This is a genomic window from Allocoleopsis franciscana PCC 7113 (genome assembly GCF_000317515.1).
In the GTDB taxonomy this organism is placed as follows: domain Bacteria; phylum Cyanobacteriota; class Cyanobacteriia; order Cyanobacteriales; family Coleofasciculaceae; genus Allocoleopsis; species Allocoleopsis franciscana.
Map to the genome: position 1 here is coordinate 2,309,629 of NC_019738.1, position 16,098 is coordinate 2,325,726.

Annotated in this window: 16 protein-coding genes; 6 read left to right on the forward strand and 10 right to left on the reverse strand. The window is 47.3% G+C overall.

Going from position 1 to position 16,098, the window contains the following annotated elements; translation table 11 throughout:
- Positions 1-128 precede the first annotated feature (128 nt).
- From MIC7113_RS09595 to MIC7113_RS09605, 3 genes are all read right to left on the reverse strand, one after another.
- On the reverse strand, positions 129-1,730 hold the full coding sequence (locus tag MIC7113_RS09595) for a B12-binding domain-containing radical SAM protein (RefSeq protein WP_015181974.1): 1,602 nt from the start codon (positions 1,728-1,730) through the stop codon (positions 129-131).
- 108 nt (positions 1,731-1,838) lie between these two features.
- Positions 1,839-2,342: a sterol desaturase family protein gene (locus MIC7113_RS09600; RefSeq protein ID WP_015181975.1), complete on the reverse strand. Its 504-nt coding sequence runs from the start codon at positions 2,340-2,342 to the stop codon at positions 1,839-1,841.
- 141 nt (positions 2,343-2,483) lie between these two features.
- Positions 2,484-3,704, reverse strand: coding sequence for an MFS transporter (locus MIC7113_RS09605; RefSeq protein WP_015181976.1), 1,221 nt, complete (start codon positions 3,702-3,704; stop codon positions 2,484-2,486).
- A gap of 167 nt (positions 3,705-3,871) precedes the next feature.
- Between MIC7113_RS09605 and MIC7113_RS09610 the strand changes: the two genes are divergently transcribed.
- The 3 genes from MIC7113_RS09610 to MIC7113_RS09620 all read left to right on the forward strand — a co-directional run bounded on the left by MIC7113_RS09610 (position 3,872) and on the right by MIC7113_RS09620 (position 6,777).
- Positions 3,872-5,023, forward strand: coding sequence for an aromatic ring-hydroxylating dioxygenase subunit alpha (locus tag MIC7113_RS09610; RefSeq protein WP_015181977.1), 1,152 nt, complete (start codon positions 3,872-3,874; stop codon positions 5,021-5,023).
- A 246-nt stretch (positions 5,024-5,269) separates the two neighbouring features.
- Positions 5,270-6,550 carry an aminotransferase class I/II-fold pyridoxal phosphate-dependent enzyme gene (locus MIC7113_RS09615; RefSeq protein WP_015181978.1) on the forward strand — a complete coding sequence of 427 codons (1,281 nt, stop codon included), beginning with the start codon at positions 5,270-5,272 and terminating at the stop codon, positions 6,548-6,550.
- An 89-nt stretch (positions 6,551-6,639) separates the two neighbouring features.
- Positions 6,640-6,777 carry a photosystem II reaction center protein K gene (locus MIC7113_RS09620; protein WP_015181979.1) on the forward strand — a complete coding sequence of 46 codons (138 nt, stop codon included), beginning with the start codon at positions 6,640-6,642 and terminating at the stop codon, positions 6,775-6,777.
- A 77-nt stretch (positions 6,778-6,854) separates the two neighbouring features.
- Here MIC7113_RS09620 and MIC7113_RS09625 read toward each other — a convergent pair whose 3' ends face one another.
- Together MIC7113_RS09625 and MIC7113_RS09630 are read right to left on the reverse strand one after the other, a co-directional pair.
- A complete protein-coding gene (locus MIC7113_RS09625) occupies positions 6,855-7,412 on the reverse strand; it encodes a glutathione S-transferase family protein (RefSeq protein ID WP_015181980.1) in 558 nt (185 codons plus the stop codon).
- 12 nt (positions 7,413-7,424) lie between these two features.
- Positions 7,425-7,889, reverse strand: a complete 465-nt coding sequence (locus MIC7113_RS09630; RefSeq protein WP_015181981.1) for a hypothetical protein — start codon at positions 7,887-7,889, stop codon at positions 7,425-7,427.
- 492 nt (positions 7,890-8,381) lie between these two features.
- Here MIC7113_RS09630 and MIC7113_RS09635 point away from each other — a divergent pair, with 492 nt between their 5' ends.
- Complete coding sequence (locus tag MIC7113_RS09635; protein ID WP_015181982.1) at positions 8,382-9,083, forward strand: tetratricopeptide repeat protein; 702 nt, start codon at positions 8,382-8,384, stop codon at positions 9,081-9,083.
- A 240-nt stretch (positions 9,084-9,323) separates the two neighbouring features.
- Here the strand turns inward: MIC7113_RS09635 and MIC7113_RS09640 are convergent, their stop codons facing one another.
- Together MIC7113_RS09640 and psaM are read right to left on the reverse strand one after the other, a co-directional pair.
- Positions 9,324-9,719 (reverse strand): slr1601 family putative cell division protein, encoded by a 396-nt coding sequence (locus MIC7113_RS09640; RefSeq protein ID WP_015181984.1) that lies wholly within the window; start codon positions 9,717-9,719, stop codon positions 9,324-9,326.
- Between the two features lie 347 nt (positions 9,720-10,066).
- Positions 10,067-10,162 carry a photosystem I reaction center subunit XII gene (gene psaM / locus MIC7113_RS09645; RefSeq protein ID WP_015181985.1) on the reverse strand — a complete coding sequence of 32 codons (96 nt, stop codon included), beginning with the start codon at positions 10,160-10,162 and terminating at the stop codon, positions 10,067-10,069.
- Positions 10,163-10,473: 311 nt separating this feature from the next.
- Here psaM and MIC7113_RS09650 point away from each other — a divergent pair, with 311 nt between their 5' ends.
- Positions 10,474-11,232, forward strand: coding sequence for a TerC family protein (locus MIC7113_RS09650; protein WP_015181986.1), 759 nt, complete (start codon positions 10,474-10,476; stop codon positions 11,230-11,232).
- 62 nt (positions 11,233-11,294) lie between these two features.
- Here MIC7113_RS09650 and ndk read toward each other — a convergent pair whose 3' ends face one another.
- From ndk to MIC7113_RS09665, 3 genes are all read right to left on the reverse strand, one after another.
- Complete coding sequence (gene ndk, locus MIC7113_RS09655) at positions 11,295-11,744, reverse strand: nucleoside-diphosphate kinase (protein WP_015181987.1); 450 nt, start codon at positions 11,742-11,744, stop codon at positions 11,295-11,297.
- Positions 11,745-11,854: 110 nt separating this feature from the next.
- On the reverse strand, positions 11,855-13,000 hold the full coding sequence (locus MIC7113_RS09660; RefSeq protein ID WP_015181988.1) for a D-alanine--D-alanine ligase family protein: 1,146 nt from the start codon (positions 12,998-13,000) through the stop codon (positions 11,855-11,857).
- Between the two features lie 135 nt (positions 13,001-13,135).
- Positions 13,136-13,726, reverse strand: a complete 591-nt coding sequence (locus MIC7113_RS09665; protein ID WP_015181989.1) for a DUF4126 domain-containing protein — start codon at positions 13,724-13,726, stop codon at positions 13,136-13,138.
- 897 nt (positions 13,727-14,623) lie between these two features.
- On the opposite strand from MIC7113_RS09665, the gene MIC7113_RS09670 reads away from it, so the two are divergent.
- The gene (locus MIC7113_RS09670) at positions 14,624-15,919 is read left to right on the forward strand and encodes a Glu/Leu/Phe/Val family dehydrogenase (protein WP_015181990.1); all 1,296 of its coding nucleotides are present in this window, start codon (positions 14,624-14,626) and stop codon (positions 15,917-15,919) included.
- The last annotated feature ends 179 nt before the right edge of the window (positions 15,920-16,098 follow it).

The following is a 16,098-nucleotide window of genomic DNA, read 5'->3' on the forward strand; positions in this document are numbered from 1 at the left end:
ATTAAAATCAGGAGACAACTATCAAACTAAAATTAAATTGGCATCATTAATCCTTACAGAATTAATTGAGTTGGGCTTCAAAAAAGTATGCCATTTAAATGCACCTCAGCTTATGAGCCATTTACCTATCAGTTACCACTCGAATTAATAGTCGCTAACTCTACTGGAGGAGTTACAGATTGATATTGAGCTTTATTCGCTAAATATTCAGCTAATTGCCCTTCAACTTCATTCCGTACAATTTGGCGGTAATGAATGAAATGTTCAATCAGAGCACAGTTACTCAGGTAAGGCACGAATACACCTGGATTCCGCCGCATGATCGAATAAAGTTGACGCCAAAACTGAAAGCGAGTGTTGCGCTTAATTCCCTGTCGCCAGAAGATAGTCAGCACCGCCTTCATCTCCACCAACTCCAGCATCCGAAAAGGCACCTTATTCGGCGATGGCTTCATGTTCATAAAATGCCGATAAACACGAGACAAATAGCGTCTCGGTTCATACAATTGCCAAAAACAATTAACATACTCACGAGCCAATTCTTCAGGCGGTCGCGTCGGAATAAAATTCATCAGTGCCATCTGATGTCCCTGAGTTTCCTTATTATGTTCCATCAGGCGACCTTCCTGTTCCAACCGCTTCCATAAGGCCGTATTGGGTAGGGCATGAAGCATCCCAAACATCGCTTTCGGGATTGCCGTTGCTTCTACAAACTCAATTATGCGATCGCCTGCCCCAGCTTTTTCCCCATCAAAACCTAGGATAAAACCCGCCATCACACTCAATCCCGCCCGATTGATTTTCCCAACCGCTTCAATCAAAGAATGGCGGGTATTTTGGAATTTCTGAGTCAGGGATAGACTATCTGTGTCGGGTGTCTCAATCCCCAAAAACACAGCCGTGAAGTTGGCCTGAATCATCAAATCCAGCAATTCATCATCCTGTGCTAAGTCCACCGAAGCTTCCGTTGAGAGGCGGAAGGGGTAGTCGTGTTGAGCCATCCACGGCCCCAATTCCCGCAACAGCAGCTTCACATTGCGTTTGTTGCCGATGAAGTTGTCATCCACCATAAACACAGAACGCCGCCAGCCCAAGTCATAGAGAGTCTGCAACTCCGCGAGTAGCTGTGCGGGGGTTTTGGTACGGGGCTTACGTCCATACAGAACGATAATGTCACAGAACTCACATTGGAATGGGCAACCCCGTGAGAACTGTACCGACATTTCGGTGTAGGCTTTGAGATCCAACAAATCAAATCGAGGAATGGGTGTGATTGTTACATCCGGCTTCTCCCCATTAGCACGGATGACTCCTGAGGTTTCCCCCCGTTCTAAAGCCTCAACAAAAAGCGGTAGGGTAATTTCGCCCTCATCCAACACCAGAAAATCCACTCCGGCTGCCTGTGCTGACTCCGGCACCGAGGTTACATAGGGACCCCCCACGGCGACTAACTTCCCACGCCGCTTTGCCTCCCGAATCAGGTGCAGCATATCCGCCTTCTGGACAATCATGCCGGAAATAATCACCAGTTCAGCCCAATCCCAATCCGCTTCCGTCTCACACCGAACATTGCGGTCTACTAAGCGAAATTCCCAGGTTTGAGGCAAGATGGCGGCGACGGTAATCAGACCCAATGGAGGGAGTGAAACCTTACGCCCAATCAGTTCTAGCGCTTTGTCAAACGACCAGAAGGAAGTAGGAAAAATGGGATAGAGCAGTAAAACTCGCATAGCACTGAGTTGTTATTGGTTCAATGGTTGGTTGTTCGTTGTTATGAGCCACGCAGGGATAACCAACAACTTATAACCGCCCCTACACCGCTTCAAGCTTAGGACACTTTACCACCAACGCAGTTGTAAATAACCTCGTTCCGGTTGGCTCAGTTCCTCTTGTGTCAGCCATTCCACTGGCTTATAGGTGCCAAACACCCGATCCCACCAATCGACTGCCAGACCAAAATTGTGATGCCACATGCCGTATTTATGATGAACATAGTGAACCGGCATCTTCATCCAAAAGCATTTCGTCGGGTTTTCGTGTTGTAGCTGATGGGCATAGGCGGAAAACGCGGCATAGCTGACACCGCCCAAGCACCAACCGATTCCAGCCTCCCAGGAGAGAAAAAACATTAAGCCCATGACCAAGAAGCTGCCTCGGATATAATCTCGGAACTCCCACACCACCCCTTGTCCTTCGTTGCGGCGGTGATGGTCTCGGTGGCGTTCACCAATCCGAGGCGAGACATGCATCAAGCGATGCAGCCAGTATTCCACTAAACTCGCTAGGACAAAAGCCAGGGCAAAGCAGACAAGTCCCACAGCAAGCTTGGCTAATGCGGTCATGAACTCTTTTCCTCACAACTTTTTTTCACAAAAACGTTTTTAAAACATTTTGACATCTGAACATGTCCAGAGAAAGTGCGATCGCTTAAACCGACAGGTTATACCCAAGTTGCATGTCATTCGTATAAATCTCTGTTTCTCTTACCTCAGCGTCCTGGAGTTCCTCTGTGATTCGTTAAATTCTACGTTAGAGAGCAACTCAGTATTAGACTTTTTACCCGATCGCTCCAGCAGCAATAACCCTGCAATCATGGAGATAATAGCAGCGCCATAAAATACTTCTTCGAGTCCGCCATAGTTCAACATTGGCCCTAGCAACAAGGGCGAAAGGAACTGTCCTAAAAAGCCTGCACCGGTTCCAATCGCTAGCACACTAGACTTCAGGGAGGAGGGCGCTAAGTCAGCCAGGGTGCTGTACAGGGTGGGGAGTACGATGCCGAATCCGACGCCAAACAACACGGCTGTGAGCAGAATCCAGCTAAGTTGGTTGAGCCAGGGAATGGTGATTAAGGTCAAAGCCATTAATCCAAACCCCATCGCCATTGCTGTAGCTGGTTTCATCGCTTTAGACAGGCGTTTAGCACCCAAGGCGGAAATCATCGCAGCCCCTACAGCCCGTGATGCCAAAACAATCCCATTCACAACGGTGTCCGCGCCAATTTTCTGCTCCAGATAGAGGGGTGCATAAATCACCACTGCATACATCGCCACAGAAGTCAAGGCAAGGGTGAGTAATAGCCGTAGTGTGTGGGGATGTCTTAGAACGCTCAACAGCTTATCCCCCTCGGCTTTGGCTTTGGGTTTGGCTTTTGTTTTGGGCTTTGCCTTCAAGCCAACAGCGGCGAGGGCGGCGATGGGTAATCCTAACCCATACAAATAGAACGCATATTGCCAGTGAGTCGCACCCACCCAACCCCCGATTAAGGGAAAGGCAATACCGGAGAGGGCGATGGTACTGGTCGTCAGTCCGAGGGCTTGTGCTCGCTCCTCGCCTTCATACAGATTCCCCAGTAAGCCCAAGGCGGCGGCAGCAATCCCCCCACTGGCAGCACCCAACAATGCCCGTGTCGCCAACAAAGGCCAGAAATTGGGCATGAACGCTCCTGCTACACCGAACAGGGCGTAGAAAATCAGGGAGGGAACGAGTATCCGTAAGTGACCGATCCGGTCTGCCAAGATGCCCAGGGGAGGGCTGAATAAGGCAATGGTTAAGCAATGCATACTCACCAAGTTAGCGGCTAGGGCTGGATCGAAGTGCAGTTGTTTGACCATTTCTGGCAAAACTGGAGCTACCACTCCTCCCGCGATGTTGGTGAGCGAACCTGCCGCTAAGAGTATTAATAGCCTGCGATCGCGCAACATAAAGTCAGCCTCTCGACGTTTTCGTAACAACCTGTAACAATAGTGCAGATTGTTTCAATTTGTAGAGACGGTTGTTACAGCTTTTTTGATTCGCACACGAAGAATTAGTTGACTTTCAGGAGCGTCGGAAGCTAAATATTGTCAGATAAACACAAGAGGCATGATTGATGGAACTGGCGACGACCCTAAAAAGCCAGACAGTTCAAAATGCTGTCAGGGAAGTAGGCATTAACCCAAATTACTGGTATCCGGTTGGTTGGGCAAGCCAGCTCAAGCCAGGGGACATCATGCCTGTTGTAATTTGGCAACAAGCGATCGCCGTTTATCGGGATGAAACCGGTCAAATTCATGCCTTAGAGGATGCCTGTCCTCACAAAGGCATTGCCCTACACAAGGGGAAAGTCCAAGGGTGTCATCTAACCTGTGCTTATCATGGTTGGGAGTTTAATGGTAACGGCGAATGTGTGGGCATTCCTTACCTCCCTGAAGGACAAAAACTGCCCCGCGCTCAAGCCCGCAGTTACCCAGTCCAGGAAAAATATAATCTGATTTGGCTTTTCCCTGGCGATCCGACCCTGGCTGCCAGCCAAGAGCTGCCCCATGTGCCAGAGTTTGACCATCCTGACTACCTGATGATACCTTTAGCCGCCCACATGCAATCCCATTTTTCTATTTGTAATGAAAATGCGATGGATGTATTTCATGGGTTTTTGCACCAAAATCTTCAGGGGTGGTTCAATCCGGTACTCAAGAGTTTGCGCGAAACAGACGCTTCGGTATGTGCGGAATATGACGTATCCTATAAAGGCCGGATGGCGAAGTTTTTGGGGTTGAGCGACAAGGCCGACCAGGTTACGACCCGTAGAATCTCCATCAACTACAACTATCCCCATTACGCCACAAGTCTGGAGGGGATTTCCTCGGTTTACCTGATGCGACTCCCCATCGGGTTGAGGGAAAGTCGCTCCTTTGCCTTTTTCTTCTTAAAAGTTCGCTTACCCAAATGGCTCTTAAAGCGCCTCGAACCAATTCTGCAAAAAGTCCTGAGAGATTTCGTATTTATGAAGTTTCTCTCCCAAGATATCGAAATGATGGAGAGCGAACAGCAAACCTATTTGGCCAATCCAGAGCGGCGCTATGTCGAAATTAACCCGGCTATTATAGCTCTTGAGCGGCTGATTATCCGGCAATATGAACAATTTATGCAAAAATCGAGTCAGCTACGAAACAATCAGCAATCTTTGGTGTCTGGGACGTTATCGTCCGTTAATCTTCCCAGCCCGACTGAGTCAACCCCAAACAATTCACTTGTAGGATGAAGGCACCTTTAAAGGCAACGGTGGATTGGCTGTTCAGCTCCTTGCTTAACGGGACGCTGATACTGCCTCAGTACCCAACTTTCTTGAGAAGTTGGCTTCCTAGATGGGCCGAAATTTTCAGATCGACTCTCGTTAGGCATAGTAATCAGACTGGATAGCCGCTATCTTATCTAAAAATAAAGCAATTCTTTAGCTAGAGGCGATAGGCTAATAGGCTACCTAGGGAAAGGGTGAGAGGAGCAAGTTGTGCAAGTTGTCAAAGAATACGTTCAGCGTTGGTACGAGAGTGATTTAGATCCGGATGAATATATCTGTCATCATAAGCGGGGGAATTTAGTCGAAATTGAAGAGGCAACCACAGGGAAACGTCGAACAGTATTGACTTTCTGCACCAATGATGTATTAGGCTTGGTTCAGGAAGACGCGGTGAAGCAAGCCGCCATTGATGCCATCCTTCAGTATGGAACGTCAAATAGTTCCTGTTCAGTCTTGAGTGGTCGCATCGATTTACATCGGCAATTGGAACAGGAAATTTCTGAGTTTAAGCATCTGCCTCACACTCAGTTGTTCATTAATGCGTGGATGGCGATGCAGGCTTTGATGGATGCCTTTTGTCACTTAGCCATTCCCGTGCCGGGATTTCAGAATACTCGCGAGACATTGATTCTCACAGATGTTCTTAATCACGGCTGTATTGTCTCAGCGGTTGCCAATGCGGGTACCCGTTCGGGAAAATTGTTCGGTCATAGTCCCCGTGTGCGTGTGCGAGCATATCGTCACTGTGATGTGGAGGATTTAGCTCGCAAGCTGCGCCGTTATGCCCGTCCTGACGAGCGGATTATGGTGATTTCCGATGCCGTGTTCTCGATGGATGGCGATATTGCCCCCTTGCCCGACATGCTCGATGTGATGCAACATTACGACGGCAGTGTTCTGGTGATGGATGAGGCTCATGCCAGTGGTGCGATTGGTGCCACCGGTCGAGGGATTTACGAACATTTTGGGATTTTGCCACAAAACGCGATCGAGCGGGGGATTGTACCCCTGATTATGAGTACGTTCTCCAAGTTTGCGGCTTCTGCGGGTGCGGCAATTAGTAGCCATGTGGCGGAACTAATTCCCTTGTTGAATGTTTCTCCCACTTCCATTGGGACGATTTCTTTGTCACCCCCCCTCGCGGCGGCGGCGTTGGAGAGCATTCGCCAGGTTCGTCAGCATCCAGAACGGGTGAAGAATCTTCAGGAGAATACGCATTATTTGCGATCGAGCCTAATAGAACAGGGTTTTACTGCCATTGGCGAAACCAATGTGGTACCTGTGCTTCTCCCACCCGAACTCAATCCAAAAGTTTTTGGTCGGCTGATGCTTGAGAAGCACGGGATTTGGGTTTCACCCATCTGGTTCATTGCCAAACCCCGTCTTCGCATTACCGTTAATGCCCTCCATACCCAAGAGGAAATGGATCGATTGGTTGCGGCGATGGTGGCAACGCGGGACTTGTTGTATCAACCCATGATTAGTGCGTAAACAACGTTTGACACCTGCTCAGCCGTGACAGACTTCGTGTTAAGATCCATTTCAATTCTGAAAACTGTGTTGGAAAGGAAAGTTTAAACATGGAAGCTGCAATGCTTTTAGCCAAGCTGCCAGAAGCTTACGCCATCTTTGACCCCATTGTAGATATTCTCCCGGTCATCCCTGTCTTCTTCCTGCTGCTGGCCTTTGTCTGGCAAGCGGCTGTGGGTTTCAGATAAAACATCCAAAACTCCAAAGTTCAAGAGGGGCATCTGTTGGTAGATGCCCCTCTTGGTGAAAATTTCTTAAAAAATCTTTACTTTCGTCCGCCGATCGCCTTTTGAAAGGCAGGTCGCTCTGAGATACGTTGAATATAGTCCACAACGGCTGGATATTCGCTCAAATCGAGCTTCAACATCATCGGGATATAAGCCAAGATTGACCCAACCGCTACATCGACTACGCTAAATTCATCCCCCAGCAAGAATGGTTGTTTCGCCAAGATTTGATTGAGCGGTGTCATCAACTTAGACATCTCCCGCTCTCGGCTTGCCTCGACAAAAATTCCTGGACCCAAGGTGGCATTGCCAAAAATAATCCACTGGTTAATTTTGGCTTGTTCTTCTAGAGAGGAAGGCAGATTACCGTACTTTTGAGCCAGATAGAACAGAATCGCGCCCGATTCCCAAAGCTGAAAGTCTCCATCGACAATCGCTGGCACTTTCCCGATGGGGTTAATCGCTAAATATTCCGGTTGCCGATGTTCCCCAGCTTGTAGATCGAGCAAGATAAATTCGTAGGGGATTCCTAGCTCTTCGAGGTACCATTGGACAATGGATGCCCGACTCCGAGCACCGCCATAAAGTTTCAGCATTACGGTAGTCGTTTAAAGGACTTTATGAGTATACTCGTGCTGTTTGACATCGTCTTCCTGGCGGACGACTCGCGTCTGATTCAGCACTCGTTTACGTTCTGTAGAGTAGTTGAAGTCATGACGTGTAGTACCTAAGGGAATGTGGGTTTGAGCCTCCTTCCGGCTCTGGTAAGTGCGTGCTGCCGCGATCGCTCGTTCAGCGAAATCATCACAAAACTGAGATGCGGGAGGAAACTCAGCAGGTTTCTGGAGAGAATTTTCCGTGAGCAACTCACCGAGGGTCGTTCCACAAGCTAATGAATAAGATGTCGCAATTCCCTTTAAAATAGCTTCTAGAGCTGCTGAGGGGATAGGCTCAATCACTTTGACTTCGTGAACTTCACCATCCTCTTTGATAAAGCAGGTGGCTAAGCCCACAACCAGGTAGCTATCGGTTGAAACATCAGGGGCTTGATCCAAGGAAATTGCAGCTGCCATAAGACTCTTCTTTAGTTAATTTAGTTAACGAGGAAAAAACCGACCCATCAAGGGCTTCGGTTGCATTCTACCAGCATCTACATTTCCGTGGGAGAGGGCAACGAAACCTGGAGTCAGCCGATGTGGGAAGTAAAGATTTGTTTCCCCTCCTAACTTTGAGTCGAAGAATTTCCCTCTTCCCAGTATTTTTTCCTTTCTTCTCTGCTTTATCTCCGACTTCAAGGCTTGTGCCAATTCCTAAAGGTTCACACACCGAGGCGGTTTTCCGAACGTAAGGAAGAGGGAATCGAGGGTGTCTTTACGTTAGGCTTCAGGAAATCAGCCCATCGGGCTTGTAGAGTTTTGGAGATACTCCAAAACTAGAAGGATAGTCTGGCTGCTTTTTGAAGAACATCAAGACGCCTAAGCAAGTGACACATTTAGACCAAACAGCAGGGTGCTGCCAGCCATAAGGTTGAGGATAGATAGGCCGCAGGTACAGTTGAGGACGATATGAACGCTCATGCTTTTGTAAACCAGGAAGACCAAAATAGACAATGGCTCCCCATGCCTCGTCAAGAAAGGCGTTTGGTTTCAGTCCAACGGATATCGGGGAAAGGTTGTCAACCCTCTGATCAAAGCTTACGCGCCTCTGCACATCGCAAAGCGAAACGGGGAGATTACATGGGTGCGATCGCCTTACTCACCCAGTTAATCACACGTCACCCCAAACAGGCCATTGACTACAACAACCGGGGGTTAATTTACTTCCAAAGTGGTCAAGGAGAAAAAGCATTGGCTGATTATAACAAGGCTCTGCAACTAAATCCCGAATTGGATAATGCTTACAACAATCGCGCTAATTACTATGCCTCGAATGGCAAACTAGCAGAAGCTCTCACCGATTATGAAACAGCCCTTGATTTGAATCCGGGCAATACTCGCACTTGGATTAATCAAGCGATCACGTTCCGCGAACTGGGGCTATATGACTTAGCTCTAGAAAACCTGGATATGGCTTTAATGCTGGGAGGTTTGGAAGAGAATATCTATGCCGAACGAGGACGCACTTACCATTTGCGCGGCGACTGGAATTGTGCTATTGCCGACTATCAGCGTGCCCTGTGTGCGATGACAGCATCTGGTTTTGTGGGTCGTTTGTATCGGAATGTGGAAAGCTGGATGAATGAGCTATTCAAACCGCTTAGTGCTTAAGTTAAATATCGATTGGGGTTATTCAGCAGCAATAGAAAACGATTGAATCTTATGGCGTCGCCCCATCTTGCCGACTTTGCTCAGCGTGAGTTAACCCCTGCTACCGCCTTCTCTGCTGCCCTATTAGAGCGTCAAGGTAGATTTGAGGGGTAATTTAATAAAACTTTTCTTTTGTTCTCCTTGTCCCCCTTCCCTTGTCTTCCTGGTTCCCTACCAACCCTTCAATTCAAGGTTGACAGACTAATAATTATCTTCCTTGGGGGTTTGATCTTGTAAGACAACCGGATGCTGATTTTCATCAACTCGATAACTTTGTTCTTGCATGACGCTCTTGCTTTGTCTAGAGTCAAATGTGCGACCAAAGTCGGCACGTAAGCCCTTAACCCGTTCCTCTGTACGCTTCACTTCTGTTCGCACTTCTCGCAGCTTGGCTTGCTGTGACAGGTGAAAAGGCAACAGCTTTACCAATCCGGCGATGGCAGCGGTACATAGCACCAAATTAACAACCAACCTAGCGGTCGTTTCACCGGCAACAGCTTGATGAGAGTGACGGCGCTGACGGCGTTGAGTCCGATGAGCCATCCGAGGGGTTTCTACAGGTTGCTGAGTGGGTGTAGGCGGTTGGAATGCGTTCATGATATGCGTGAATACCGTGCTGGCGAACTATCGCCGAAGACTCTAGGATAGCGTTTTGAGCATACACTCCTGTTGTGATACAGCGACTTTGTCTTACACGGTCAATTCAGAGCCAAGCGACAAAGAGCCTATCAAAGGCAGTGGCACGCCGATGTTATCAGATAATTTACAGCACCTTGCTGCAATGATCAGGAAAACTTAAGGGCTTGCCCATAGCGCCAGAGCTTCGTCCGGGAGTTCAATTCTAAATTTTGAACTCTCGCTACGTGAAGAAACTTCTATCTTAAGCCCTCAACAGCCGATCACTTGCCTGAAGATCAGCTCTTTGTCGCTTCAGTGCGGCAACTCTACTTGTAGAGTTCCGTCGCCAACCGGAAGGCCAAGATTCCGGGGATCAAGGCTACAACAAGAGCCACGTAAACTTGGGTATCTGATAATGCCATTTTGAATATCTCCTGATTTCAATGGTAATCACCCATTAATTTGCGCCAAATCGACTCCCAGCGAAATATCTTGTTACAAGATGCAATATAAATCCGGAGTGATTCAACCGCTCCAGTTGAGCTGATAAGATTGACAAAGGACTCTCGTTGAGCCAAGCATCCCATGGAGCGAAACCCGTGAGAGGGTCAAGGTTCGGCAAGAATTACGACAAGAGGTTAAGCTGGGTTAAGGAAAGCCTTTTTTGGGCGCACTTTGAGCAGCGTGTGCCCCATAGAAAAAGTTGGTAATTCTCCGTTTTACATAACTTTTAATGCTAGACCAAATTTTTAACTCCCCTTTCGATGTTGGACTAGAAGCTCCAGTGGTGCTGCTGATTTTAATTGCCCTAGAGGCAGTACTCAGCGCGGATAATGCGATCGCCTTAGCCGCGATTGCCGCCGGGTTAGAAGATCCCAAGCTTCAGCGTAATGCCCTCAACTTGGGCTTAGTAGGAGCCTACATCCTACGAATTACCCTGATTCTCACAGCGACTTGGGTCGTGCAATTCTGGCAGTTTGAAGTCCTGGGAGCCGCTTATCTACTCTGGTTGGTTTTCGAGCATTTCACCTCTGAGGAGGATGACGAACATCACCATCATGGGCCTCGATTTACCTCGCTGTGGCAGACTATTCCAATTATTGCTGTAACCGATTTGGCATTTTCTCTGGATAGCGTCACCACGGCGATTGCCATCTCAGATAAGACCTGGCTCGTAATTACCGGTGGCACGATTGGTGTGATTACCCTACGGTTCATGGCAGGGTTATTCATCCGTTGGCTCAAAGAATACGTCTATCTTGAGGATGCTGGTTACATTACCGTTGGGTTTGTCGGGTTGCGCCTTTTGGTCAGAGCGATTAAACCGGAATTGGTTCCCCCTGAATGGTTGATGGTTGCCGCGATCGCGTTGGTGTTTATGTGGGGATTTTCCAAGCGCACCGAGGTTGAGTTGCCCACAGAAGAGGAGAAGGTGGAATTACCAACCCAGAATGAGTTTAAGGAAGCTGAAGAGGTCACTGAGGTCAGGTAGTCAAACTTTAAGGGCACGACGATGTCGTGCCCCTACCCTGTTAAAGATCAAGCGAGACAGAATTACTCGTACAACCAGGGTGTTAAGGTCGGTTGCCAGCTAGCGAGTTCCTCGTCCTTAAACCACAAGCCAATCTCTTGCTGTGCTGTCTCCGGAGCATCTGAACCATGAATGAGGTTACGACCGACTGTGACGCCATAATCGCCGCGAATCGTACCCGGTTCAGCATTGAGGGGATTGGTGGCACCAATGATCTTTCTCGCTGAGGCAATCACACCATCGCCTTCCCAAACCATTGCCACCACCGGCCCAGAGGTGATGAACTGGACGAGTCCGGGGAAAAAGGGTCGTTCTTTGTGAACGTCATAGTGTTTTTCTGCAAGTTCCTTGCTCACACTCATCAGCTTTAACCCAACCAGAGTAAAGCCTTTTGCCTCAAAACGCCGGATGATTTCACCCACAAGGTTACGCTGTACGCCATCCGGCTTAATCATGAGAAATGTGCGTTCCAAGTTTCTCTCCTCAATTTTTTTCAACAAATCACCAAACCCAGATTAGACCAGAAAGCTACCAAGCACTCAATCCTTAATCATTGACTGGGGATAAATGTAGGGTGTTTGTTCTAAGGAGATTGATGTCGTTCCATTGCCAACTCAATTAATTGGTTTACTAATTGGGGGAAAGGAATCCCTGTTGCTGCCCAGAGTTGAGGGTACATACTGGTAGCTGTGAAACCGGGCATGGTGTTAATTTCGTTAATTAAGACTTCTCCAGTCTCTTCGATGTAAAAGAAGTCCACCCGTGCTAACCCGGCAGCATCAACGGCAGCAAACGCCTGAAGTGCCATTTCTTGAATCTGGGTGGCAACACTATCGGGTAGGGAGGCTGGGATTAATAAGTCAGCTTGTCCTTCGGTGTATTTGGTTTCGTAGTCATAAAAATCACTGTTATAAGTAATTTCCCCAACCACAGAGGCTTTAGGCTGGTCGTTACCCAACACCGCACACTCGACTTCCCGCGCCACGACACCGGCTTCCACGATGATTCGTCGGTCGTAGCTAGCCGCATTATCCAAAGCCGCCTCTAATTCAGGACGCGATCGCACTTTAGCAATTCCGACCGATGACCCTAGGTTAGCCGGTTTGACAAAACAGGGATAGCCTAAGTTGGCCTCAATTTGGTCACAAACTTTAGGAAACACACAGGGATTCGACCAAATCTGGGAACGGTTCACCGCCATGTATTTGACTTGCGGCAACCCAGCTTGGGTAAATGCCATTTTCATGGCAATTTTATCCATTCCTAGGGCTGAACCCAGGACGCCAGAACCGACGAAGGGAACCTGCATTAACTTCAGTAAGCCTTGAATCGTACCATCTTCGCCATTCGGGCCGTGCAGGATAGGGAACCAAACATCAACTTCAGACCAGCCTATATTTTCACCGACACGACTCAATTTAGAAGCAGTAGCGGCAGAGGGTAAAATTTCACTGCTAGCTGAGGAAGACGGAGCATCAGCCGCCGAAGTGGGAAGATACGCCTCATTTGTGCCGGTTAACGGCAAAGCCTTACCCGATTCGAGGACGTGCTGAGCGAGTTCTCCTGATTGCCAAATGCCATCTTTTTGGATGTAAACTGGCAGCAGTTCGTAGTGATTGGCATTTTGGTCAGAACTCAGGGCTTTTGCGATCGCCCGTGCTGAACTCATCGAAACTTCGTGTTCCCCGGAACACCCGCCAAACAGCAGACCAACCCGTATTTTTGCCATTAATCATACCTCCAGCACTCCTCTTCGCAGATAGCCTATCACAGCAGGCAGGCTTCGAGGTTTGCCTTCTCCCATTACCGATTACCCGTCTTGAAAGTAGGCAAGCTTCAGAACAGCTTACCATCGGCTATCTCTTTATTCGGGTAGCTCATGCTGAGAACGATTCTGCTTGTGAGAACGACGCCCTTTTACATACCATTTATGCCATTGATTAGAGCTGCGAATCGCCAATAGCAATAACAGTAAAGCGATTACGCCTCCCGACTGAGGGGAATCAAAGGCAAAAATCACCAAAACAATGCACAAGACATCTTGAATAAAGACGACCCATAATGGCAAGCCTCGCAAACGGAAGAACCATCCCACTTGTACGAGCTGAAGTACAAACGCCAATAAGCTGCCGACAATGCCAACTATCCAGATGAATGGCTCTGGAGCTGTGGCTAACTGAGCAACCGAAATGCCCATAATGGCTCCAACCATAGGGCTTAAGAGAAGCTGGACAATTTGTAACGTCCGCTGCCCCAGCAGTTTTTTGGAAGCAAATAGCTCAAATAAAGCCCAACTTGTTAGGATGCCCACCAAAACGGAGGGATGAATCCGAGAAAGTAGAGGGATATGATACCAGAGGTTATCACTCTGCAATAAGCCAATCAGAAGAAGAGGCAGGGCAATTCTCATTCCTGCTGATGCCGAAGCCGAGAGTGCAGCTAGGAGTTCAATCATTGTTGCCTTGTGCCTGTGATAATTAAAACTGGGTGGGCTACTCTCAACGTTAACCTACCAATATTTGAACGTCTGCTCTTATTGGCTTGGAAGGCAGTCGAGTCAGAAGCAAAAAACTATCTATCCTAGTGTAGTTGCTAATTTTATAATTGTGGTTTTTTTGTATAAATTTAGAAGAGTGTTTTTTTCTTTTTAAAACAGAAATTGCCGGATAAAAGGTTTACATTCCGTTACATCTTTGGTTGAATCAACGTCTGCCTACTGAAATTTGTGCGATCGCTTCCCGAACCGCTCCCTGACTCGATAACCCCCTGCCTCCTATTGGAATTCCGTCCCCGCGTCCCCCCTCTGTGCATCTTTGCGTCTCTTCTCGAACCCCAACTCCTGACCGGGATGAGCGCCTCATGCACAAGTCAATTTTTAAAAATGTAACAAAATATACAATTTACGTGCTTTCGACCAATTCTTTAGAAATAATGAAAGTAAGCACTGTTTCACCTGATAGTTTTCTCTCCTCACTTAGGAGAGCGTAGAAAAATTATTTGACCCTAATCAAAAGCGATTTATCGCGTCTTACAAGCATTGTGTAATACAAACAGCTCAATCACTTTATTCACAGGGTGGTTTGGTCTTCAACATCTTCGATTTTAAAGAGATGTTGATGTAATACGCACCTCGCTTGTCGTTTTCTCTGAAAACTCTTGAGTTAAAGTAGCCTATCAAAAATAACTTCATCCTCCGGCATAGTAAAACGTCGTTTCTCTAGAGAGTGTTGGAGGAATGTTGTTTGAGTTATTTTTTGCAAGCGACTCAGGCGAAGAGTTTGAGGCGGACTTACTTTCTCATTGGCACAAACAGCGCCGTACCAACCAATTACGTAGCAGGAGAAAAATCAGAATGTCTGATTCATTGTTTTCTGATGCCAGCAAACGCTTAGAAAAAGCACTGAAATATGTATCACTTTCTGAGGATGTAACGGAATCCTTAAAGCACCCTAAATCGAGCTTAAGTGTTTCAATTCCAGTACGGATGGATAATGGGAGTTTAAAAGTTTTTCAAGGGTACCGGGTACGCTATGACGATACACGAGGACCAGCTAAAGGGGGTGTGCGGTATCATCCCAATGTTTCACTGGATGAAGTTCAATCCTTGGCATTTTGGATGACCTTTAAATGTGCCGTTCTCAATCTTCCCTTTGGCGGAGGTAAGGGTGGAATTACCGTCGATCCAAAGGCATTATCAAAGTTTGAATTAGAACGATTGACACGAGGTTACATTGATGCGATCGCAGATTTTATTGGCCCTAATGTAGATATTCCTGCACCTGATGTTTACACCAATGCCATGATTATGGGCTGGATGATGGATCAATACAGCATCATTCGGCGTCAAATCACTCCGGCTGTGGTAACCGGTAAACCCCTAACAATGGGAGGTAGTGTGGGGCGTGATAGCGCTACTGCAACGGGTGCTTTCTTTGTGATTGAATCGATGTTGCCCAAATTTGAAAAAGTTCCTCAGGAAACAACAGTTGCAATTCAAGGATTTGGAAACGCCGGGGGCATATTAGCCGAACTCCTGTATAAAGCTGGGTATAAAGTTGTTGCCGTCAGCGATTCTCAAGGAGGAATTTATTCTAAACAAGGGCTAGATATTCCCCATATCCGAGAGCATAAAGCCTCCGGAAATGGTATTAAATCCGTCTACTGTAAGAGTAGTGTTTGTAATCTTGAAGACCATGAATTGCTAACCAATGAGGAACTTTTGGCTTTAGATGTAGACGTTCTTATTCCAGCCGCGTTGGAAAATCAAATTCATGAAGACAATGTCCATGATATCAAAGCTAAATTTATCTTTGAAGCAGCGAATGGCCCCACCACATCTGCGGCTGATCAAGTTTTGGAAGATAAGGGAATTTATGTTTTCCCGGATATTTTAGTTAATGCTGGAGGTGTTACTGTTAGTTATTTTGAATGGGTGCAAAACCGGAGTGGATTGTATTGGACACTCGATGAAGTGAATCAACGATTGAAACAAAAGATGATTGAAGAAACTCAAAAAATTTGGTCAATTTCTCAGGAATTCGGAATTTCGATGCGAACAGCAGCTTATGTTCATGCATTGAATCGACTTGGAGAAGCCCGGACGGCTAAGGGGACGAGAGATTACTATATCAATGGGCGAAAATCTTAGTTTTTGGATTGGGTGATAGTTTGCATCAGTTCCATAACCCAGCAGGGATTTAAGTTCCTGGTTTATAGAGCAAGTTCTCTGAAGAGGACTTGCTCTGTTTAATTTTAAGCGCAACTCAGTGACCTAATACCAATTTCATAAAATAGCGCTACATATCGACCCCCCCAACCCCCCTTACT